Genomic DNA, 20,666 nt, shown 5'->3' on the forward strand with positions numbered 1-20,666 from the left:
ATGTTCTCCTCAAGCTGCCTTGACTGCGATCGGAATCACGCGCTTGCGCTCTTCCACGGTGGCCGGACGAATCTGTCCGCGTTCTTCCATGAACAACACGTTCTCGTCGCCCTTCTCGCTGTTGACGAAGTGGCGGAAGCGCTTGCGGGTTTCAGGATTCTCGACAGCTTCCTTCCACTCGCATGCATAGGTGTCGACGACGTGCTGCATATCGGCTTCCAGTTCGGCGCCGATGCCCAGCTTGTCGTTGACGACGACCTGCTTCAGGTAATCCAGACCGCCTTCCAGGTTTTCGCGCCATACGCTGGTGCGCTGCAGGCGGTCGCCGGTGCGGGTGTAGAACATCAGGAAGCGGTCGATGTACTTGACCAGCGTGGCCTTGTCCAGGTCCGTGGCCAACAGCTCGGCGTGGCGTGGCTTCATGCCGCCGTTGCCGCACACGTAAAGGTTCCAGCCCTTTTCGGTGGCGATCACACCGACGTCCTTGCCCTGCGCCTCGGCGCACTCGCGGGTGCAGCCCGATACGCCGAACTTGATCTTGTGCGGCGTGCGCAGGCCCTTGTAGCGGTTTTCCAGTTCGATCGCCAGGCCGATGGAATCGTCGACGCCGTAACGGCACCAAGTCGAGCCGACGCAGGATTTGACCGTGCGCAGCGACTTGCCGTAGGCGTGGCCGGATTCAAAGCCGGCGGCGATCAGCTCTTCCCAGATCAGCGGCAGCTGCTCGACGCGGGCGCCGAACAAATCGACGCGGGCGCCGCCGGTGATCTTGGTGTACAGCTGGTACTTCTTGGCGACCATGCCGACCGCGATCAGGCCATCGGCCGTGACTTCGCCGCCCGGCATGCGCGGCACCACCGAGTAGGTGCCGTCCTTCTGGATGTTACCGAGGAAGTAGTCGTTGGTGTCCTGCAGGCTGGCGTGTTCCTTCTTCAGCACGAAGTCGTTCCATACCGAGGCCAGGATGCTGGCGGCCAGCGGTTTGCAGACGTCGCAGCCCAGGCCCTTGCCATGCTTGGCCAGCAGGTCGCCGAAGGTCTTGATCTGGCCTACTTTGATCAGGTGGAACAGCTCCTGGCGCGAGTAGGCGAAGTGTTCGCACACGTGGTTGTTCACGGCCATGCCGAGCTTTTTCATCTCGGCCTTCATCACCTGCGTCACCAGCGGCACGCAGCCGCCGCAGGAGGTGCCGGCGTTGGTGCAGCTTTTCAGTTCGCCGATGGTGGTGGCGCCACCGGCCACCGCGCCGCACAACGCGCCTTTGGACACGTCGTTGCAGGAGCAGATCTGCGCGCTTTCAGGCAGCGCGTCCACGCCCAGGCCCGGCTTGGCCGCGCCGTCCGACTGCGGCAGGATCAGGAACTCCGGCGATTCCGGCAGTTCGATTTTGTTCAGCATCATCTGCAGCAGCGTGCCGTATTCGCTGGCGTCGCCCACCATCACGCCGCCCAGCAGGTACTTGCCGCAATCGGAAACGACGATCTTCTTGTAGATCTGCTTGCGCTCATCGGTGAACTGGTAGGAGCGGCTGCCTTCGACCTTGCCGTGCGGGTCGCCAATGCTGGCCACGTCCACGCCCATCAGTTTCAGCTTGGTGCTCATATCGGCGCCGGCGAATTCCGCCGCCTCGCCAAGGATATGCTTGGCCGCGACACGCGCCATCTCGTAGCCAGGCGCCACCAGGCCGAAGATCAAACCGCCCCACAGCGCGCACTCGCCGATGGCGTAGACGTCCGGGTTGGAGGTGACGCAGTTGTTGTTGATCTCGATGCCGCCGCGTGGGCCGATGGCCAGGCCGCTCTCGCGCGCCAGCATGTCGCGCGGGCGGATACCGGCCGAGAACACGATCATGTCCGCGTCCAGGTGGCCGCCGTCGGCGAACTCCATGCGGTGGGTGCCGTCGACGCCATCGACAATGGCGGTGGTGTTCTTGCCCGTGTGGACGGTCACGCCCAGTTGCTCGATCTTCCGGCGCAGCACGCGCGCGCCGCCGTCGTCCACCTGCACCGCCATCAGGCGCGGCGAGAATTCGACCACGTGGGTGTCCAGGTTCATGTCGCGCAGCGCCTTGGCGCATTCGAGGCCCAGCAGGCCGCCGCCGATGACGACGCCGGTCTTGGAGCGCTTGCCGCATTCGAGCATCGCTTCCAGGTCTTCGATGGTGCGGTAGACGAAGCAGTCCTTGCGCTCCTTGCCCGGCAGCGGCGGCACGAACGGGAAGGAACCGGTGGCGATCACCAGCTTGTCGTAGTCCAGCACATTGCCGTCTGCCGTGGTGACGGTCTTGGCGGCGGTGTCGATCTGGGTGGCGCGGGTGTTCAGCCGCAGCACCATGTCGTCGCGCTCGAAGAAGCCCGGCTTCACCAGCGACAGGTCTTCCGCCGATTTACCGGAGAAGAATTCGGATAGGTGCACGCGGTCGTAGGCGGGGCGAGGCTCTTCGCACAGCACCGTCACCTGCAGGTTGGCGGCGCCGCTGTTGGCCAGGCTTTCCAGGAATTTGTGGCCAACCATGCCGTGGCCGATAACGATGATCTTCATGATGTCCTCTTAAGCTCTTAAGCTGCCAGCTTGGTGGCGGTTGCGGTTTCTTCGACGGCGCTGCTGCTGAAGCGCGCCGCCAGTGCACACAATGCGGATGCGCCGACGACGATGCCCAGGATGCTCAGCGTCTGCTGCGTATTGCCCAGGCCTTTCATCAGGAAGCCCGCGGCCACGGCGCCGACGTTGCCGCCCGCGCCGATGATGCCGGCCACGCCGCCCAGGGCGCGCTTGTCGACGAAAGGCACGATGGCGTAGGTGGCGCCGCAGGCCATGTGGGTGAACAGGCCGAAGACCAGCATGGCGCCGATCGCCAGCGCGGCGCTGCCGGCGTTGGCGAACATCAGCAGGCCGGCGCCTTCGCCCAGCATCAGCACGAACAGCAACGTGACGCGGTTATTCAGGTTGCCGGCGGCGGCGAATTTGTCCGACACCCAGCCGCCCAGCGCACGGGCGAACAACGCCAGCAGGCCGAAGCTGCCCGCCGCCATGCCGGCTTGGGCCAGCGTCAGTTTGAAGTGGTCGACGTAGTAGATCGCGGCGATGTTGTGGATGAAGATCTCGATGCCGAAGCAGGCGCCGTAGGTAATGAACAGCATCCATACGCGGTAGTTGACGGAGGCCAGCTTGAAGCTCTCCCAGCCGCCTTTTTTACCGCCTTCGATGGCGATGCCGGCCGCGCGCAGTTCGGTGAAGTTCCCTTGCGGGCAGTCCTGCGTAAAGCGGTAGTAGACGCCGGCCATGATGATCATCAGGACGCCCGGCACGATCAGCGCGGCGCGCCAGCCGTAGGTTTCGCTCACGCCCAGCATGATCATGGCGGTCATCAGCAGGGGCATCGTCGCTTGTGCCACGCCGCCGCCTGCATTGCCCCAGCCTGCGGCAGCGGCGTTGGCGGTGCCGACCACTTTAGGCGCGAACATCACCGAGGTGTGGTACTGCGTGATGACGAAGCTGGCGCCGGCCGCGCCGATCCCGAGGCGGAAGAACAGGAAGCTCTCGTAGCTCTGCGCGAAAGCCACGCCGATCACCGGGATGGAGCCGAGCAGCAGCAAGCCGGTATAGGTTTTGCGCGGGCCGAAGTGGTCGCACAGCGGGCCGACCACCAGCCGCACGAGGATGGTGATGGCGACTGCGGCGATATTGATGTTGGCGATCTGCGCGACGCTCAGGCCGAATTCACCTTTAATCACAGGCATCAGCGGCGCGCAGGCGAACCACGCGAAGAAGCAGACGAAGAACGCCATCCAGGTCAGGTGGAACGCGCGCATCTGCGGCGTCGAGATGGAAAAGAGCTTGATGCTGGTAGCTTTGGTGGCCATTTTTTTATCCCGTTCAGAAAACAAAAAGGCGCCCGCACAACCAAGGTCACCTAAGACCGGGTTGGGCGGACGCCGTTGTCCTGCCAACCCGCCATTGGGTCGGCTGATGTATTCGGGGGGATCGCCGTTGATCCCTTAGCCTTTGTATTGCAAGAGCTGTGCCAGCCCGCTCGCCACGTGTTTACAGAGGGAGATGGCCGCGACGGGCCTGGATTACGCCGCCACGGTGCGATGTTGCGGTGCACGATTGCACGCTATCGGTGCGCACCAGCGGTGCATGGATGTCGTCGGCGCAGCGCACCACGTCGCCGACGACGATGATGCTTGGGCTGCCCAGGCCACTGGCGCGCAGCGCTTGCGGCAGCTGGCCCAGGGTTGTGATCAACTGGCGCTGGTTGTCGCGCGTGGCCGATTGCACCACCGCCACCGGCGTGTCGGCCGCCGCGCCGCCTGCCAGCAGGCCGGCCTGGATTGCGTCCACACGGGCCACGCCCATGTAGATCACCAGCGTCAGGCCGCTCTGCGCCAGCGCTTTCCATTCGGGTTCGGATTCTGCATCCTTGCCGTGGCCCGTGACGAAGGTCACGCCCTGGCTCCACGAGCGGTGCGTCAAAGGGATGCCGATGCTGGCCGGCGCGGCCAGGCCGCTGCTGATGCCCGGTACCACGTCCACCTCGATGCCATGCGCGCGCAGCGATGCCCGCTCTTCGCCGCCACGCCCGAACATATATGGATCGCCGCCCTTCAGGCGCACCACACGGTGCCCCGCGCGCGCCTCGGCGATCATCAGGCGCTCGATGAATTCCTGCGGCGTGGAGGCGCAGCCGCCTCGCTTGCCGACCTGGATCACCCGCGCCGTCGATGGCGCGAAGTTGAGTATCTCCGGATTGACCAAATCGTCGATCAACACCACGTCGGCGCGTTCGATGGCGTGGACGGCCTTTAACGTCAACAGTTCCGGATCGCCGGGACCGGCGCCTACCAGGGTTACGCTGCCCATGATGTTCTCCTCATGAAGTTCTAACTATCCTGCCGCGGCCAGCGCCGCGTTGACCATTTCATCGATCTCGCCGGTGATGTTGGACAGCACGCCCGCCACCACCGAAAATTCCTTGCCCGCGTGCCCCGCCCTCGCCGCGACGATGCGTGCGTTGAAGGCCACCATCCGCGCCTGGCGGTTGATGGTGTCGATATCGGTGATCACGCCACGCAGCTGCTTGCGCACCATGCGGGCGTGCTTCTTCGCCTGCTCTTCGTAGATGCTGGTGATGGTGTTGAGGATCGCCAGCGTCGGCGTGGTGATGCGCACCAGCTCCGCCAGCAGTTCCGCCGTCTGCGGCGATCCCAGTGCGATCGACTTCAGGGTGCATTCGCCCAAGTCGGCGAAGGCGGTGATCTGCCGGTCGCCATCCAGCTTGCCGAAGTAAGCCTCCCGCAGTTCGGTACAGAACACACCCGGCAGGCCATCCTTCTCGGCCAGCAGGGACTTGTTCGCGCCACGGAACACCGCCAGCGCCTCCTGCGCGATGGCGGCAGCGTCCTGCTGCCCTTGCGACGCCAGCAGCGCGTACAGCACGATGCGCTGCGACAGGAAGCGCCGGCGGCCCGACAGATTGATCAACGCGCCGAACACTTCACCGGACAGCGCCTTGGTGTCGGCGCTCTCCGGCGCCAGTGGGGGCGTGGTCATATCCATCAGGCGGCTTCCTTCGCGGGATGCGCCTGTTTGCGGTACAAGAACTCCAGCACCGCCGTGCGGTACTCGCCGTAGCGCGCATCCTGCGCCAGCGCCACGCGGTCGCGCGGACGATCCAGCCGCACGTCGACGATCTCGCCGATGGTGGCGGCCGGGCCGTTGGTCATCATCACGATGCGGTCGGACAGCAGTACCGCCTCGTCCACATCGTGCGTGACCATCACCACGGTCGACTTGGTGGCGGCGACGATCTTCAACAGCTCGTCCTGCAGGTGCGCGCGCGTCAACGCGTCGAGCGCGCCGAACGGCTCGTCCATCAACAGCACCTTGGGCTCCATCGCCAGCGCGCGGGCGATGCCGACACGCTGCTTCATGCCGCCCGAGATCTCGTGCGGACGCTTGCCTTCCGCCGCCGTCAGGCCGACCAGCGCCAAGGCCTGCAAGGTGCGCTCGCGCAGCTGGCTGCGCGTTTCGGTCTTGCCGAACACGCGCTCCACGCCGAGGTGGATGTTCTCGTAGCAGGTCAGCCACGGCAGCAGCGAGTGGTTCTGGAACACCACCGAGCGCTCCGGCGACGGCCCGGCGATCTCGCGGTTGGCGCACAACAGCACGCCGTCCGTGGGCTTGAGCAGGCCGGCGATCAGGTTCAGCAAGGTCGACTTGCCGCAGCCCGAATGGCCGATCAGCGTGATGAACTCTCCCTTGCGCACCGTCAGGTCGATCTCGCGCAGCGCGTGGAATACGCCCTTCCGGGTGTGGAACACCATCTCCACGCCTTCGATATCGATGAATTTTGGCTCGTCCATGATCGCGCTCCTTTAGTTGGATACTTGTTCGTAGGTGAAGGCGCGGGCCAGCGCCATCAGCGCCTGCTCCAGCATCAGCCCGACCACGCCGATGGCGACGATGGCGATGATGATGTGCGGGACATTGAGGTTGTTCCACTCGTCCCACACCCAGAAGCCGATGCCCACGCCGCCGGTCAGCATCTCGGCCGCGACGATCACCAGCCACGCGGTGCCGATCGACAGGCGCACGCCGGTCAGGATGTAGGGCAGCGCGGACGGCAGCAGGATCTTGGTCAGCACCTTCCACTCCGTCAGGTTGAGCACCCGCGCCACGTTCATGTAATCCTGCGGCACGCGCTGCACGCCGACGGCGGTGTTGATGATCATCGGCCAGATCGAGCAGATGAAGATCGACCAGATGGCGGCCGGGTTGGCGGACTTGAACACCAGCAGGCCGATAGGCAGCCAGGCCAGCGGCGACACCGGCTTGAGCAAACTGATGATCGGCCCGAACATGCTGCCGATGAACTGCACGCGGCCGATCACAAAGCCCAGCGGGATGCCGACCAGCGCCGCCAATCCGAAGCCCACCGCCACGCGCTGCAGCGAAGCGAGCACGTTCCAGCCTATGCCCTGGTCGTTCGGGCTTTTGCTGTAGAACGGATCGGAGAACAGCTTGACCGCTTCCTGCAAGGTTACCAGCGGCGTCGGGAAGCTGCTGTTGTTGATGGTGATGATCTGCCAGACCAGCACCAGCAGCGCGGCGCCCAGCAACGGCGCGACGATCTTCATCGCGGTGGCGGACACCTGCTGCCGCGCGCGCGTCGACGCGTTGGCGGCCAGCGGGCGGCGTGGACGGCGGACCGGCGCCGCATCAACTTCTACAACCGCCGGCACGGGCGCGGCGCTTTCAGGTTGGAGCATGGCGTTCATGGCATTCCCTCATCAGGCTTTGATCTTGAACGAGGCGGCGAACGCTTTCGGGTTCTTGCCGTCCCAAACGGAACCATCCATCAGCTTCGACGTGCGCAGCGGGCTTTTCGGCACCGGTGTCTTGGTCATCGCCGCGGCTTCCTTGTACAAATCGATCTGGTTGACCGAGGTGGCCACGGCCAGGTAATCCGGATCGTCCTTCAGCAGGCCCCAGCGGCGGTGCTGCGTCATGAACCACATGCCGTCCGACAGGTAAGGGAAGTTGACCGCGCCGTCGTTGTAGAACTTCATGTAGTTCTGGTCGTCCCAGGTCTTGCCCAGGCCATTCTGGTAGCGGCCCATGATGCGCTGGTCGATCGCGTCCTTGCTGGTGTTGACGTAGGATTTGTCGGCGATCACCTCGGCCATCTTGTTCTTGTTGGCCAGCGAGGCGTCGATCCATTTGCTGGCGTCAAGGATGGCGGCCATCATCGCGCGGCAGGTGTTCGGATGCTTCTTCGCGAATTCCAGCGTCGAGCCGAGCACCTTCTCGGGATGGTCCTTCCAGATGTCCTGGGTGGTGGTGGCGGTGATGCCGACGCCGTCCATGATGGCGCGGTGACCCCACGGCTCGCCCACGCAGAAGCCGTCCATGTTCCCGACCCGCATATTGGCCACCATCTGCGGCGGCGGCACGGTGATGACCTTGGCGTCCTTCATCGGATTGATGCCGTTGGCGGCCAGCCAGTAGTACAACCACATCGCGTGGGTGCCGGTCGGGAAGGTCTGGGCGAAGGTGTATTCGCGCTTGTCGGTCTGCATCAGCTTGGCCAGCGACGCGCCATCGACCGCGCCCTTGTCGGCCAGCTTCTTCGACAGCGTGATGGCCTGGCCGTTGTTGTTCAGGCCCATGAGCACCGCCATGTCCTTCTTCTGGCCGCCGATGCCCATCTGCACGCCGTACAGCAGGCCATACAGCACATGGGCTGCGTCCAGGTCGCCGTTGGCCAGCTTGTCGCGCACGCCGGCCCACGAGGCCTCTTTGCTCAGCACGAACTTGACGCCGTATTTCTTGTCGAAGCCCAGCACCGAGGCCATCACCACCGACGCGCAGTCGGTCAGCGGAATGAAGCCGATCTTGATTTCTTCCTTCTCCGGCTTGTCCGAACCCGCCGCCCACACCCCACCCGTTGCCAATCCCAACATGCTTCCCCCTGCTACAAGACCTGCGCCATGAATGATTTGCCGACGCTTGGTGTTTACAGTGTTCGCATCGGATGGCAGGTCGTTCCCTGCTCGTGGCTTTTCATATTCCATCGCAAATCCCTTATGTAGTCAGCAGAACAAAACGGCAAAAAAAAAGTCTACCCAACGTGAACGGATTCACGTGTGTAGACGTCGTTGTCTGGTGGACCTCACCGCCGTTGGCGAGGTACATCAAGCGCACCGTTGCGCTTGCTTACAGGCTATGCAATGTCCATGCCAGCAAGTTTGCAGGGGAAAGCCAGGGGGATGGGGCGGATCGGAGTGCCGTGCGGTGGGGCGGAAAACGCACCGCGATTGCGCGGTGCATCATTTTGGACGGGCGTCAGCCCAGTAAATCTTCGACGTCGATGATGCGCTGGGCCACCTCGGACAGCTTGAGGTTCTTGCTCATGGCCATGCTGCGCAGCTTTTGGTAGGCCTGCTCTTCGCTGAAACGTTGGCGCTCCATTAACAGGCCCTTGGCGCGCTCGATGATCTTGCGCTCGGCCAGCTTGCTCTTGGTGTCGGACAGTTCGTCCAGCAGCTTCTGCTCGCGCTTGAAGCGCGCCAGCGCCACCTGCAGCACCGGCTTGATGCGGTCGCTCTGCAGGCCGGCCACGATGTAGGCCGACACGCCGGCCGCCATGGCGGCCTCCATGCTCTCGGTGTCGTCGCTCTCGGTGAACATGACGATGGGGCGGCGCTCGTCACGGGTGGCGATGACGATGTGTTCCAGCACGTCGCGCGCGTCGGATTCGGCGTCGACGATGATCATGTCGGGCTGCAGTTGCGCGATGCGCTCGGGCAGGTACATGTCCGGCGGCAGCGAGGCGACGATGTCGTAGCCCGCCTCCAGCAGGCCGATGCGCAGCGCGCGGGCCCGCTCGGCCTGCGCGCGCAGCGCCTCGTCATCCTCGTCGCCGGCCAGGATGATGGTGTTGACGACCACGATACGTAAATGTTTCATGGCCGTCATGCGGAGTATGGAAGAGAGTTCATGGCCTTACTGCAAGCAAGAATCAATCCATTCTACGGCACAAAGCCAACTCTCTGCCAGCGGCAACGCGGATCAGCCCAGGTCCGCCTCATACGCGCTCAGACGCTTGGCCACGCGCGGCTGCAGCTCGTGGGCGGCGGCGACGGTCATCTCCAGGTCGTGCAGCTTGCCGTCCTTCAGGCCGTAGACCCAGCCGTGCACCGTCACGTCCTGGCCACGGTCCCACGCGTCCTGCACGATGGTGGTCTGGCAGACGTTGGACACCTGCTCCACCACGTTGAGCTCGCACATGCGCTCGGCGCGCAGCTTGCTGGTCAGGACATCGCCCAGATAGCGCTCGTGCTTCTGGTGCACGTCCTGCACATGGCGCAGCCAGTTGTCGGCCAGGCCGACGCGGGTGCCGGTCATCGCCGCGTGCACGCCCTTGCAGCCGTAGTGGCCGACGATGATCACGTGCTTCACCTTCAGCACGTCGATGGCGAACTGCAGCACCGACAGCGCGTTCAGGTCCGAATGCACCACCACGTTGGCGATGTTGCGGTGGACGAAAACGTCGCCAGGCGCCAGGCCCAGCAGCTCATTTGCCGGCACCCGGCTGTCCGAGCAGCCTATCCACAGGTACTCCGGCGAGGCTTGTTGCGCCAGGCGGTTGAAGAAGTCCGGGTCGCGTTCGACTTCGGATTCGGCCCAGCGGCGGTTGTTGTCCAGCAGGTCGCGCAACGGGGAATTGCTGTTGTCCAGATCACTCATGATGCTCCTCTCGTACATAAGAAGACCGCCGGTCCACCCGGAAAGGTGGCGCGGCGGTCCGATATTACCAAGACTGCGTGACGTCGCAGTTACTCAACTGGCTACTCAAAAAAATCCTTTACCTTGTCGCGCCAGGTCTTGCTTTGCGGGCTGTGCTTGGCGCCGCCCTCGGTGGTCAGCTTCTCGAAATCGCGCAACATGTCCTTCTGCTTCTCGGTCAGCTTGACCGGGGTCTCGACCGCCACGTGGCAGAACAGGTCGCCCGCGAAGCCGGAACGCACGCCCTTGATGCCCTTGCCCTTGAGGCGGAAGGTCTTGCCCGACTGGGTGCCTTCGGGAATCGTGAACGATACTTTACCAGACAATGTCGGAACCTCGATGTCGCCGCCCAAAGCCGCCTTGGCGAACGAGATCGGCATCTCGCAATGCAGGTCGTCGCCCTCGCGCTGGAACACGCTGTGCGGCTTGATGTGGATCTCCACATACAAATCGCCCGACGGCCCGCCGTTGGTGCCCGGCTCGCCGTTGCCGGACGAGCGGATGCGCATGCCGTTGTCGATGCCGACCGGGATCTTCACTTCCAGCGTCTTGTTGCGCTTGATGCGGCCCTGGCCCGAGCATGCGGCGCATGGCTCCGGAATGATCTTGCCGGTGCCGTGGCATTTCGGGCAGGTCTGCTGGATGCTGAAGAAGCCCTGCTGCATGCGCACCTGGCCGTGGCCCGCGCAGGTCGAGCACGTCACCGGCGAGGTGCCCGGCTTGGCGCCGGTACCGTGGCAGGTGTCGCACTTGTCCCAGGACGGCACGCGGATGGTGGTGTCGAAGCCGTGCGCGGCCTGCTCCAGCGTGATCTCCAGGTTGTAGCGCAGGTCGGCGCCGCGGTACACCTGCGGGCCCTGGCTGCGGCCGCGGCCGCCACCGAAGATGTCGCCGAAGATGTCGCCGAAGGCGTCGCCGAAGCCGCCCGCGCCACCACCGAAGCCGCCTCCGCCGCCCATGTTCGGGTCGACGCCGGCGTGACCATAGCGGTCATACGCCTCGCGCTTCTCCGGATTGGTCAGCATCTCGTAGGCTTCTTTGACTTCCTTGAATTTTTCTTCCGACTCTTTGCTATCCGGATTGCGGTCCGGATGGTACTTCATCGCCAGTTTGCGATACGACTTCTTGATCTCGTCTTCCGACGCGTTTTTGGCGACACCAAGTGTCTCGTAGAAATCTCGCTTTGCCATATTGTCGGCACCTTGCTGTATTTATACTGATGTACTGTTTATGCTAAAAAGCCGAGCCGGTGCCGTTTCCACGGCCGCACGGCTCGGCGCTCGTCCTCCCCGCCTGCGCGGGGATGGCGATCTTACTTGCCGATTACTTGCTGTCTTTGACTTCTTTGAAGTCGGCGTCCACCACGTCGTCCTGTGGCTTGGCCTGCTCGGCGCCCGCGCCCTGCTGGCCAGCGCCGCCTTCGGCGCCGCCGCCGGCAGCGGCTTGCTGCGCCTGCATGTCAGCGTACATCTTCTCGCCCAGCTTCTGCGAAGCGGTCGACAGCGCGGCCACCTTGGCGTCGATCTCGGCCTTGTCGCCGGCCTTGATCGAACCTTCCAGGTCGGTGATCGCCGCTTCGATCTTCTCCTTCTCGCCCGCTTCCAGCTTGTCGCCGTATTCGGTCAGCGACTTGCGGGTCGAGTGCACCAGCGCGTCGGCCTGGTTGCGCGACTCGGCCAGCTCTTTCACTTTCTTGTCTTCTTCGGCGTTGACTTCGGCGTCCTTCACCATCTTCTGGATCTCGGCTTCGGTCAGGCCGGAGTTGGCCTTGATCGTGATCTTGTTCTCTTTGCCGGTGGCCTTGTCTTTCGCGCCGACGTGCAGAATGCCGTTGGCGTCGATGTCGAAGGTCACTTCGATCTGTGGCGTGCCGCGTGCTGCCGGCGGGATGCCTTCCAGATTGAATTCGCCCAGGCCCTTGTTGCCGGCCGCGATTTCACGCTCGCCCTGGTAGACCTTGATGGTCACCGCAGGCTGGTTGTCGTCGGCGGTCGAGAACACTTGCGAGAACTTGGTAGGAATCGTGGTGTTCTTGTGGATCATCTTGGTCATCACGCCGCCCAGGGTTTCGATACCCAGCGACAGAGGCGTCACGTCCAGCAGCAGCAAGTCCTTGCGCTCGCCCGACAGCACGGAGCCCTGGATCGCGGCGCCGACAGCGACGGCTTCGTCCGGGTTCACGTCCTTGCGTGGGTCCTTGCCGAAGAACTCCTTAACTTTTTCCTGCACCTTCGGCATGCGGGTCATACCGCCGACCAGGATGATGTCGTCGATGTCGGACACTTTGACGCCGGCGTCCTTGATCGCGGTGCGGCATGGCTCGATGGTGGCGTTGATCAGCTCTTCCACCAGCGATTCCAGCTTGGCGCGGGTCATCTTCAGCGTCAGGTGGACCGGCGCGCCGTTCGCCATGGCGATGTACGGCTCGTTGATCTCGGTCTGCTGCGACGACGACAGTTCGATCTTCGCGCGCTCGGCCGAGGCCTTGATGCGCTGCAGGGCGATCGGATCTTTTTTCAGGTCCAGGCCGTTGATCTTCTTGAACTCGTCGATGATGTAATCGATGATGCGCTGGTCGAAGTCTTCGCCGCCCAGGAAGGTGTCGCCGTTGGTCGACAGCACTTCGAATTGTTTTTCGCCATCGACGTCGGCGATCTCGATGATCGACACGTCGAAGGTACCGCCGCCCAGGTCATACACGGCGATCTTGCGGTCGCCCTTGTCGGTCTTGTCCAGGCCGAATGCCAGCGCGGCAGCGGTTGGTTCGTTGATGATGCGCTTGACGTCCAGGCCCGCGATGCGGCCGGCGTCCTTGGTGGCCTGGCGCTGCGAGTCGTTGAAGTACGCAGGCACGGTGATGACGGCTTCGGTGACTTCTTCACCGAGGTAGTCTTCCGCCGTTTTCTTCATCTTGCGCAGCACTTCAGCCGAGATTTGCGGCGGGGCCAGTTTCTTGTCGCGCACGCCGATCCATGCGTCGCCGTTGTCGGCTTTCATGATCGAGTAAGGCATCAGGCCGATGTCCTTCTGCACTTCTTTTTCGTCGAACTTGCGGCCGATGAGGCGCTTGACGGCGAACAGCGTGTTTTTCGGATTGGTCACTGCCTGGCGCTTGGCCGGCGAGCCGACGAGGATTTCACCATCTTCTTGGTAAGCAATGATCGAGGGCGTCGTGCGCGCGCCTTCGGCGTTTTCGATTACCTTTGGCTGACCGTTTTCCATGATGGAAACGCAGGAATTCGTGGTTCCCAGATCGATACCGATAATTCTACCCATGATTTTTCTTCCTTATTTGCTAAAGTTCAGATGGTACTAATATGTGGAAAAGCTGTATGTTTTCAAGTGCTTAGTTCGGCGCGCGGGCAAAAATATTTTCTTATTTCGCCTGTGCCGCGGTCACGATGGCGGGACGCAGCAGGCGGTCCGCGATCATATAGCCTTTTTGCAATACGGAAACTACCGTATTGGCTTCCTGGTCGGCAGGCACCACGGCGACGGCCTGGTGCTTGTTCGGGTCCAGCTTCTCGCCCTGGGCCGGCAAGATTTCCAGCAGGCGGTTCTTCTCGAACGCCGAGGTCAGCTGCTTGAGCGTCATTTCCACGCCTTCCTTCAGCGATTCGACCGACGGCGTTTCCACCTTGAGCGCCATTTCCAGGCTGTCCTTGACCGGCACCATGGCCTCGGCAAAGCTCTCGACGGCAAATTTGTGGGCCTTGGCCACGTCTTCCTGGGCGCGGCGACGGATGTTTTCGCCGTCGGCCTTGGCGCGCATGAAGGCGTCGTGCATCTCGGCCAGTTTCGCTTCGGTGGCCGACAGCTGCTCCTCCAGCGAAGGCTGGTCAGGAGTCGATGGCGGGGCCGACGCAGCGGCAGCTGCCGCCTCTGGATTAGGTACGGCTTGGTTTTCCTGATCTTGCATCTATAGACTCCTACTATCGTATTTGTTTGACATTACTTTTCATACTGCACCAGCAGCAAATGGGGCGATAACCTACCTTTTCAAGGGTTATTCCTGGCGCCATTTGCCGCCGCTGCCCCGCAAGCGGCCTGATGTATCAAGCGTTACAAAACTTCGTCTGTGCAGGCTCTACTCTTTTGCAGCGCAGCGTCTAAGATGTACTAAAGACAACCGTCGCGGCAGGTTTTCAGGGAGTGCATCCATCATGAAGTTGCCACTGATCGCAGCATCCATCCTGGTCTACATCGTCCTGGCGACGGCATGGATCTGCTACGCAGCCGATCCCGTCAGTCGGGTATTTTAACAGGCTGGCACTCATCGACCGCAAGTGCTGATGATGGCGTAAGCGGGCAATTGTGGCAAGTTTGCCTCTTTTCAGTCGGCGGCGCCCAGTTTGAGGGCGGCCGCGCGGCCGGTTTCCGCGTCTTTCCTCAATTCATCGTGCTGGGCCGGCGCCATCTGGGTCGGCCAGCCGATCATGTGCTGCTCGGCAATTTCCGCCATCGCGGCGATCCAGGCCGGGGTTTCGTTCAGGCAGGGGATGTAGTGGAACTCTTTGCCGCCGGCCTGCTCGAAGTCGTGCCGCACCTCCATCGAGATTTCCTCCAGCGTTTCCAGGCAGTCGCTGGTAAAGCCGGGGCACAGCACGTCCACGCGCCGGACGCCGTCGCGCGCCAGCTGGGCGATGGTGGGCGCGGTGTAGGGCTGCAGCCACTCGGCCTTGCCGAAGCGCGACTGGAAAGTGACCACATATTGATCCGGCGTCAGTTTCAGCGCGGTGGCCAGCAGGCGCGCGGTCTTCAGGCATTCGCAGTGGTAGGGGTCGCCCAGCATCAGCGTGCGCTTGGGCACGCCGTGGAAGCTCAGCACCAGCTTGTCCGGACGGCCGTGCGCGTCCCAGTGCGCCTGCACCGAGTCGCGCAGCGCGCGGATGTAGCCGTCGTGGTCGTGGTAGTTGCGCACGAAGCGCAGCTCGGGAATATTGCGCACCGTGCCATAGTGCTCGAACACGGCGTCGTAGATCGAGCCGGTGGTGGTGCCGGAATACTGCGGATAGGCGGGCAGCACGACGATGCGCCCGACGCCGTCGGCCTTGAGCTTGGACAGCACCTCCGGCAGCGACGGCGAGCCGTAGCGCATGGCCATGGCCACGGTCAGGTTCTCGTGGCCGCGTTCGCCGAGCGCGCCGCGCAGCAGCAGGGCCTGGGCGGCGGTGTGCACCTTCAGCGGCGAGCCCTCGCGGGTCCAGATCGACGCGTATTTCTTCGCCGACTGGCCGGAACGGAACGGCAGGATGATCAGGTTGAGGATGAACCACCAGACCGCGCGCGGAATTTCCACCACGCGCGGATCGGACAGGAATTCCTTCAGGTAGCGGCGCACCGCCGAACGGGTGGGCGCGTCGGGCGTGCCCAGGTTGACCAGCACGATGGCGCTACGGCCAACGGTGCCGTGCTTGTGGGGAGGTTCTTTTAAGAAGGTCATGTCGGCCAATGGCAGCGTGTATAGGACAGCTTGCCATTATAGATAGCCTGGCGCGGCGGTGGTTGGAAATCAGCGCCGGCGCCCATGTCAAACTCGAAGCCGCCCACCGAGATTCAGGCCGTCCAAGGGTTTATCACTTGAAGGCTGATAGCGTTAAATGGTGCGGTATCGCGTGTCGCAACGACAAAGTGCCGCGATTCGGCAATCGCTGCAATTTGGCCGTCAGCCAAAGACAGGATGCGTCCAGTGGCGCGAGCGCGGGCCATCAGTGACGCATAGGTAAGCGCCGTAGCAGCCTGATCGAACGGCAAGATCCGCAATCTCAATTCCAACCAATAGTTCTGCCAGGCTGGTGGCGGTTAAATAAAGATTTTCGGCGGGATGCCGGTCTAGCCATGCCTGCACAGCCGGGCTGCCGCTCGGCTTCATCGGTTCCGAAACGGCATTGGTATCAAGGATGATCATTCGTATTCTGCCGGCTTTAGCGGAGCCTGATCACGCGCATCGGCCAATACCACTCCCCCGAACGATTTCCCGAAGGCCGCCAGTTCGGAGCCGATTTTCAGGCGCGTGTCAGACCGTAATGCCTTCTCAAGAATATCCAGCACCTCAGCCTCGGCGCTGCGGCCATTCTGCGACGCGCGCGCCTGCAGCGCACGATGCATTTCTTCCGATAAATCGAGAACAGTAATCGCGCTCATATATTCACCTTGGACAGGCATTGAATATCATAGCGCGTTTTATCACCGCCAGCCGCGCGCCGCGGCTGAGGGGAATCAAGAGGCCAGCAGCTCGCGCGCGTGCTTGCGGGTGGTGGCGGTGATTTCCAGGCCGCCCAGCATGCGCGCCACTTCCTCGACGCGGGCCTTGGCGTCCAGCACGTCGATGCGCGAGGCGGTCTTGCCGTTTTCCAGCGTGCCCTTGGCCACCTGGAAGTGCTGGCCGGCCTGGCTGGCCACCTGCGGCAAGTGCGTCACGCACAACACCTGGCGCTCCTGGCCCAGGCGGCGCAGCAGGCGCCCCACCACTTCGGCCACGCCGCCGCCGATGCCACTGTCGACTTCATCGAAGATCAGTGTCGGCGTGGTGGTGGCGTTCGAGGTGATCACGGAAATGGCCAGCGAGATGCGCGCCAGTTCGCCGCCCGACGCCACCTTGGCCAAGGACCGTGGCGCCACGCCCGCGTGGCCGGCCACCAGAAACTCGACCTGCTCCAGCCCATGCGCGCCAGGCTCGCCGGCGTTGAGCGCGACCTCGAAACGGCCGCCCGTCATGTTCAGTTCCTGCATCGCCTTGGTGACGGCGTCGCTCAGCTGGCGGGCCGCCGTGGCGCGCGTGGCGGACAGGCGCCGCGCCTGCTCCATGTACGCGGCCTTGAGTTTTTCCTCCTGCTTGCGCAGGCCTTCGATGTCGCTGGCGTCGGCGATCCGCGACAGGCGCTCGGCCAGCTTGGCATGCTCCTCCGGCAGCTGCTCCTCGCCGACGCGGAACTTGCGCGCCGCCGAATGGATCGCGTCCATGCGCGCCTCCACGCTGCGCAGCCGCTCGGGATCGAGGTCGACCCGGTCGAGGTAATCGTTGAGCGCATACACGGCCTCCTGCAACTGGATGCGCGCCGGCTCGATCAGGTCGACGATGGCCTGCAGGCCGGTGTCGATGCCGGCCAGCTTGCCCAGCTTCTGGTTCAGCGACGACAGCTGCGACAGGATAGGATGCTCCTCCGCCTCCGAGATCACCGCCAGCGCCTCCTGCGCGCCCTCCAGCAGGCTGGCCGCGTGCGACAGGCGGCTCTGCTCATTGGTCACCTCGGCCCACTCGCCCGGCTTGACGGCCAGCTTTTCCAGCTCGTTGACCTGCCACTCCAGCCGCTCGCGCTCATACAGCACGTTGGCGGCGTTGGTCTCGAACTCCTCCAGCTGCCGCGCCAGCGCGCGCCATGCCTTGTACGCCAGCGTCACCGCCTTGACGTCGCCGCCTGCGCCGGCCTGGCCGTCGAGCAGCACGCGCTGCGCCTCGGTCTTCATCAGCGACTGGTGCGCGTGCTGGCCGTGGATGTCGACCAGCATGTCGCCCAGCTCGCGCAGCTGCGCCGCCGTGGCCGCGATGCCGTTGATGTAGGCCTTACTGCGGCCGGCGTTGTCGATCACGCGGCGCAGCAGCGCGCCGCCCTCCTCCGCCGCGAACTCGTTGGCGGCCAGCCAGTCGCGCGCCTGCTCGCTGGGCGCGAAGTCCGCCGTGATGTCGGCCTTGGCCGCGCCCTCGCGCACCACGCTGGCGTCGCCGCGGCCGCCCAGCGCCAGCGTCAGCGCGTCGATCAGGATCGATTTGCCGGCGCCGGTCTCGCCGGTGAAGACGGTGAAGCCTGCGGAGAATTCCAGTTCGATGGTGTCGACAATGACGAAATCGCGGATGGACAAGGTGCGGAGCATGGAAGCCTGGTGAGGTTAATTGAGTTTGCCTTCAACGGAAGGATGTTCGTTCCAGTGCAGCTTTTCGCGCAGCGTGTTGTAGTAGCTCCAGCCTTCCGGGTGCAGGAAGGTGATCGAGTGCGGCGAACGCTGGATGAAGATCTGGTCCTGCGCCGTCAGGCTGGCGAAGGTCTGCATGTCGAAGTTGACGCTGATGTCGCGCCCGCGCACGATCTCCACCACGATCTCGCTGGACTCGGGCAGCACGATGGGCCGGTTCGACAGCGCGTGCGGCGCGATCGGCACCAGCACCACGCCGCCCAGGCTCGGATGCAGCAGCGGGCCGCCGGCCGACAGCGCGTAGGCGGTCGAGCCGGTGGGCGTGGAGATGATCAAGCCGTCGGAGCGCTGGTTGTACATGAAGTGGCCGTCGACGTCGACCCGCAGCTCGGCCATGCCGGCGCCGGCGCCGCGCGAGACCACGACATCGTTGACGGCCAGGCCGACGTGGATGGTGGCGCCGTTGCGCACCACGCGCCCTTCGAGCAGCGTGCGGCGCTCGGCCTTGTAGCGGCCGGCCAGGATCTTGGGCAGCACGTCGAGCATGGCGTCGAGCGGGATGTCGGTCATGAAGCCCAGGCGGCCCTGGTTGATGCCGATCAGCGGCACGTCGAACGGCGCCAGCTGGCGCGCGATGCCCAGCATGGTGCCGTCGCCGCCCATGACGATGGCGGCGTCGCAGTGGGCGCCGATTTCGGTGGCGCTCATCACCCGCACCCGGTCCATCGCGAAGCCCAGATGGGCGGCGGTCTGCTCTTCAAACACCGCGGTGTAGCCGTCGCGCTGCAGCAGGTCGACCACGCTGCGCACCGATTCGGCGATGCCGTCGGTGTTCTGGCGCACGACCAGTGCGATGGTTTGATATACGGCGTGCGTGGCGGTCATAAAAATCTCGGCTAGGGGGTGAGGTCGGCGACACGCAGCAGGGTAACCCATAACGCAGGCTTGTGCCATCGCCCGCCCGCCTCACGACTGTACGTTTAAACAGTATTTTGCGCAGTATAGTGTGCGCGCCGCCAGACTGCAAGGACCCCGGCGGCGGCTCAGTGGGCGCCGATGCTCATGATCCCGGCCATCATCGACAGGAACACCGCCACGCCGATGGCGATCGAGTAAAACGTCATCAGCGTGCCCCAGCGCAGGAACACGCCCCAGCGGCTGCCGCCGTACACGCGCCGCATGGCCCACGGCAGGTAGCCCAGCAGCCAGCACCACAGCACGAAATTCACGGGGCCGAACGGCATCACCAGGATCACGCTGTAGATGAAGAAGGCAAAGGCGTTGGTGTGCAGCGCGAACAGCAGGTGCTCGCCGAAGCGCTTGCCCGAGCCGAGGTACAGCACCTTGAGCATCAGCGCGAACACCGGCATCAGGCAGAAGATCGCGTACGGCGCGTAGTGGTAGAAGCCTTCCGTGAAGACCTTGCCCTTCTCGCCGCCGGGCAGGTCTTCGAAGGCCTGCCATTTGTGCCGGAGCGTCGGCCAGCGGTTGAGGAAGTCGCCGTCCTTGTCGAGCAGCGTGAAATCGACGTCGGTGCCGCCTTTCGCCTTCTTGGCTTGCGCGCTGGCGGATTCCTCCAGCTTGAAATCTTTTTGCATGGCCGCGATCGCCGCTTCGGCGGCGCGCCTGCTGTCCGCCTCCTCGGGCGTGGAGGCCTCGGGCTGTCCGGGCGCCGCCGACGGCACCTTGGCGGCCTTGCGCGCCGCGTCCGCCGCCGTGGTGGCGACGGCGGGTTCAGGCTTGCTCTCTTCCGTGCCGGGGTCGAAGCCGCTGGTGAGCTTCATCAGCGCGAAGAACACCAGGCTCAGCGTGAGGTACAGGCGCAGCGGCTGCACAAAGCGCACGCGGCGGCCGCGGATGTATTCCAGGGTCAGCGCGCCGGGCCGGAACAGCAGGCGCATCACGGTGCCCCACAGCTTGCCCTCCAGCGCCACGTAGTGGCCGATGAACTCGTGCAGGAATTCGCGCGTGCTGGCGTGGTGCAGGATGGCTTCCTGGCCGCAGTTGGCGCAGAAGTGGCCGCTGACCACCGCCTCGCAATTGGGGCAGTTGGCCGACGGCGCGTGGGCGTCGTGTTCCAGATTCACGGCAGTGCTCATGCAAACATCCTGATCGTTAAGGGCGTGGAAAAAGTGTCCAAATGATAAACGACTTCGGCTGGGAGTTGTCAAAATTCAATGTGGCGACCGTGCTAAAAACAACTGGTTAAGATGGTTGCGGCCACAAGAACAGGAGGCAGCCATGAAGGACGCACACATCAACACCAAAGCCCAGGTCAAGAACGACGGCGCCAAGCGCATGCCGCACGAACGCGACGAGTCGCCGGACGCCCAGCACCCCAAGCCGCGCAGCGTGATGCAGCAGGCCGCCAGCGACATCGAGCGCGGCCTGGTCGACACCGACCTGCACAACCAGCCCGGCGTGCAGCAGGCGCGCGCACCGGGGCCGCGCGCCGGCACCGCCCA

At 63.8% G+C, this 20,666-nt stretch carries 19 protein-coding genes; 1 reads left to right on the forward strand and 18 read right to left on the reverse strand.

Features of this window, described 5'->3' with window-relative positions; genetic code table 11:
• Window positions 1-9: 9 nt before the first annotated feature.
• The 18 genes from nirB to GTP90_RS13520 form a co-directional block, all read right to left on the reverse strand.
• A complete protein-coding gene (gene nirB, locus GTP90_RS13435) occupies window positions 10-2,541 on the reverse strand; it encodes a nitrite reductase large subunit NirB (protein ID WP_161084018.1) in 2,532 nt (843 codons plus the stop codon).
• Window positions 2,542-2,558: 17 nt separating this feature from the next.
• Entirely contained in the window at window positions 2,559-3,863 is a 1,305-nt protein-coding gene (locus GTP90_RS13440; RefSeq protein ID WP_161084019.1) for an MFS transporter, read from the reverse strand.
• A 181-nt stretch (window positions 3,864-4,044) separates the two neighbouring features.
• A complete protein-coding gene (cobA, locus tag GTP90_RS13445) occupies window positions 4,045-4,863 on the reverse strand; it encodes a uroporphyrinogen-III C-methyltransferase (protein ID WP_254451848.1) in 819 nt (272 codons plus the stop codon).
• 24 nt (window positions 4,864-4,887) lie between these two features.
• The gene (locus GTP90_RS13450; RefSeq protein ID WP_161084020.1) at window positions 4,888-5,559 is read right to left on the reverse strand and encodes a methyl-accepting chemotaxis protein; all 672 of its coding nucleotides are present in this window, start codon (window positions 5,557-5,559) and stop codon (window positions 4,888-4,890) included.
• Window positions 5,559-6,365, reverse strand: a complete 807-nt coding sequence (locus GTP90_RS13455; protein ID WP_161084021.1) for an ABC transporter ATP-binding protein — start codon at window positions 6,363-6,365, stop codon at window positions 5,559-5,561. Before GTP90_RS13455 ends, GTP90_RS13450 begins: the two co-directional genes overlap by 1 nt.
• A 12-nt stretch (window positions 6,366-6,377) precedes the next feature.
• Window positions 6,378-7,280, reverse strand: a complete 903-nt coding sequence (gene ntrB / locus GTP90_RS13460; RefSeq protein ID WP_161084022.1) for a nitrate ABC transporter permease — start codon at window positions 7,278-7,280, stop codon at window positions 6,378-6,380.
• 12 nt (window positions 7,281-7,292) lie between these two features.
• Complete coding sequence (locus GTP90_RS13465) at window positions 7,293-8,465, reverse strand: CmpA/NrtA family ABC transporter substrate-binding protein (RefSeq protein ID WP_161084023.1); 1,173 nt, start codon at window positions 8,463-8,465, stop codon at window positions 7,293-7,295.
• A 382-nt stretch (window positions 8,466-8,847) separates the two neighbouring features.
• Window positions 8,848-9,471, reverse strand: coding sequence for an ANTAR domain-containing response regulator (locus GTP90_RS13470; RefSeq protein ID WP_117014234.1), 624 nt, complete (start codon window positions 9,469-9,471; stop codon window positions 8,848-8,850).
• Between the two features lie 102 nt (window positions 9,472-9,573).
• Entirely contained in the window at window positions 9,574-10,251 is a 678-nt protein-coding gene (gene can, locus GTP90_RS13475) for a carbonate dehydratase (protein WP_161084024.1), read from the reverse strand.
• Window positions 10,252-10,352: 101 nt separating this feature from the next.
• Entirely contained in the window at window positions 10,353-11,480 is a 1,128-nt protein-coding gene (gene dnaJ / locus GTP90_RS13480; RefSeq protein ID WP_117014047.1) for a molecular chaperone DnaJ, read from the reverse strand.
• Window positions 11,481-11,613: 133 nt separating this feature from the next.
• The gene (gene dnaK / locus GTP90_RS13485; RefSeq protein WP_161084025.1) at window positions 11,614-13,566 is read right to left on the reverse strand and encodes a molecular chaperone DnaK; all 1,953 of its coding nucleotides are present in this window, start codon (window positions 13,564-13,566) and stop codon (window positions 11,614-11,616) included.
• A 100-nt stretch (window positions 13,567-13,666) separates the two neighbouring features.
• Window positions 13,667-14,209 carry a nucleotide exchange factor GrpE gene (gene grpE / locus GTP90_RS13490; protein ID WP_161084026.1) on the reverse strand — a complete coding sequence of 181 codons (543 nt, stop codon included), beginning with the start codon at window positions 14,207-14,209 and terminating at the stop codon, window positions 13,667-13,669.
• A 414-nt stretch (window positions 14,210-14,623) separates the two neighbouring features.
• Entirely contained in the window at window positions 14,624-15,733 is a 1,110-nt protein-coding gene (gene hemH, locus GTP90_RS13495) for a ferrochelatase (protein ID WP_161084027.1), read from the reverse strand.
• A 222-nt stretch (window positions 15,734-15,955) separates the two neighbouring features.
• Window positions 15,956-16,198, reverse strand: coding sequence for a PIN domain-containing protein (locus GTP90_RS13500; protein WP_371875051.1), 243 nt, complete (start codon window positions 16,196-16,198; stop codon window positions 15,956-15,958).
• Window positions 16,195-16,434 (reverse strand): FitA-like ribbon-helix-helix domain-containing protein, encoded by a 240-nt coding sequence (locus GTP90_RS13505; protein ID WP_161084028.1) that lies wholly within the window; start codon window positions 16,432-16,434, stop codon window positions 16,195-16,197. Before GTP90_RS13505 ends, GTP90_RS13500 begins: the two co-directional genes overlap by 4 nt.
• Window positions 16,435-16,509: 75 nt before the next feature.
• Window positions 16,510-18,162, reverse strand: coding sequence for a DNA repair protein RecN (gene recN / locus GTP90_RS13510; RefSeq protein WP_161084029.1), 1,653 nt, complete (start codon window positions 18,160-18,162; stop codon window positions 16,510-16,512).
• Between the two features lie 15 nt (window positions 18,163-18,177).
• Entirely contained in the window at window positions 18,178-19,086 is a 909-nt protein-coding gene (locus GTP90_RS13515) for an NAD kinase (RefSeq protein ID WP_161084030.1), read from the reverse strand.
• Window positions 19,087-19,244: 158 nt separating this feature from the next.
• A complete protein-coding gene (locus GTP90_RS13520) occupies window positions 19,245-20,300 on the reverse strand; it encodes a DUF3667 domain-containing protein (RefSeq protein WP_161084031.1) in 1,056 nt (351 codons plus the stop codon).
• 142 nt (window positions 20,301-20,442) lie between these two features.
• Between GTP90_RS13520 and GTP90_RS13525 the strand changes: the two genes are divergently transcribed.
• On the forward strand, window positions 20,443-20,666 hold a 224-nt coding region (locus GTP90_RS13525), incomplete at its 3' end, for a hypothetical protein (protein WP_161084032.1).

It is taken from the genome of Duganella vulcania, from assembly GCF_009857655.1.
Classification (GTDB): Bacteria; Pseudomonadota; Gammaproteobacteria; order Burkholderiales; family Burkholderiaceae_D; genus Rugamonas; species Rugamonas vulcania.

Bases quoted from the DNA above. Each gene is read 5' to 3' on its own strand.
- nirB (WP_161084018.1), bottom strand. From the start codon at position 2,541: ATGAAGATCATCGTTATCGGCCACGGCATGGTTGGCCACAAATTCCTG.
- GTP90_RS13440 (WP_161084019.1), bottom strand. From the start codon at position 3,863: ATGGCCACCAAAGCTACCAGCATCAAGCTCTTTTCCATCTCGACGCCG.
- cobA (WP_254451848.1), bottom strand. From the start codon at position 4,863: ATGGGCAGCGTAACCCTGGTAGGCGCCGGTCCCGGCGATCCGGAACTG.
- GTP90_RS13450 (WP_161084020.1), bottom strand. From the start codon at position 5,559: ATGGATATGACCACGCCCCCACTGGCGCCGGAGAGCGCCGACACCAAG.
- GTP90_RS13455 (WP_161084021.1), bottom strand. From the start codon at position 6,365: ATGGACGAGCCAAAATTCATCGATATCGAAGGCGTGGAGATGGTGTTC.
- ntrB (WP_161084022.1), bottom strand. From the start codon at position 7,280: ATGAACGCCATGCTCCAACCTGAAAGCGCCGCGCCCGTGCCGGCGGTT.
- GTP90_RS13465 (WP_161084023.1), bottom strand. From the start codon at position 8,465: ATGTTGGGATTGGCAACGGGTGGGGTGTGGGCGGCGGGTTCGGACAAG.
- GTP90_RS13470 (WP_117014234.1), bottom strand. From the start codon at position 9,471: ATGAAACATTTACGTATCGTGGTCGTCAACACCATCATCCTGGCCGGC.
- can (WP_161084024.1), bottom strand. From the start codon at position 10,251: ATGAGTGATCTGGACAACAGCAATTCCCCGTTGCGCGACCTGCTGGAC.
- dnaJ (WP_117014047.1), bottom strand. From the start codon at position 11,480: ATGGCAAAGCGAGATTTCTACGAGACACTTGGTGTCGCCAAAAACGCG.
- dnaK (WP_161084025.1), bottom strand. From the start codon at position 13,566: ATGGGTAGAATTATCGGTATCGATCTGGGAACCACGAATTCCTGCGTT.
- grpE (WP_161084026.1), bottom strand. From the start codon at position 14,209: ATGCAAGATCAGGAAAACCAAGCCGTACCTAATCCAGAGGCGGCAGCT.
- hemH (WP_161084027.1), bottom strand. From the start codon at position 15,733: ATGACCTTCTTAAAAGAACCTCCCCACAAGCACGGCACCGTTGGCCGT.
- GTP90_RS13500 (WP_371875051.1), bottom strand. From the start codon at position 16,198: ATGATCATCCTTGATACCAATGCCGTTTCGGAACCGATGAAGCCGAGC.
- GTP90_RS13505 (WP_161084028.1), bottom strand. From the start codon at position 16,434: ATGAGCGCGATTACTGTTCTCGATTTATCGGAAGAAATGCATCGTGCG.
- recN (WP_161084029.1), bottom strand. From the start codon at position 18,162: ATGCTCCGCACCTTGTCCATCCGCGATTTCGTCATTGTCGACACCATC.
- GTP90_RS13515 (WP_161084030.1), bottom strand. From the start codon at position 19,086: ATGACCGCCACGCACGCCGTATATCAAACCATCGCACTGGTCGTGCGC.
- GTP90_RS13520 (WP_161084031.1), bottom strand. From the start codon at position 20,300: ATGAGCACTGCCGTGAATCTGGAACACGACGCCCACGCGCCGTCGGCC.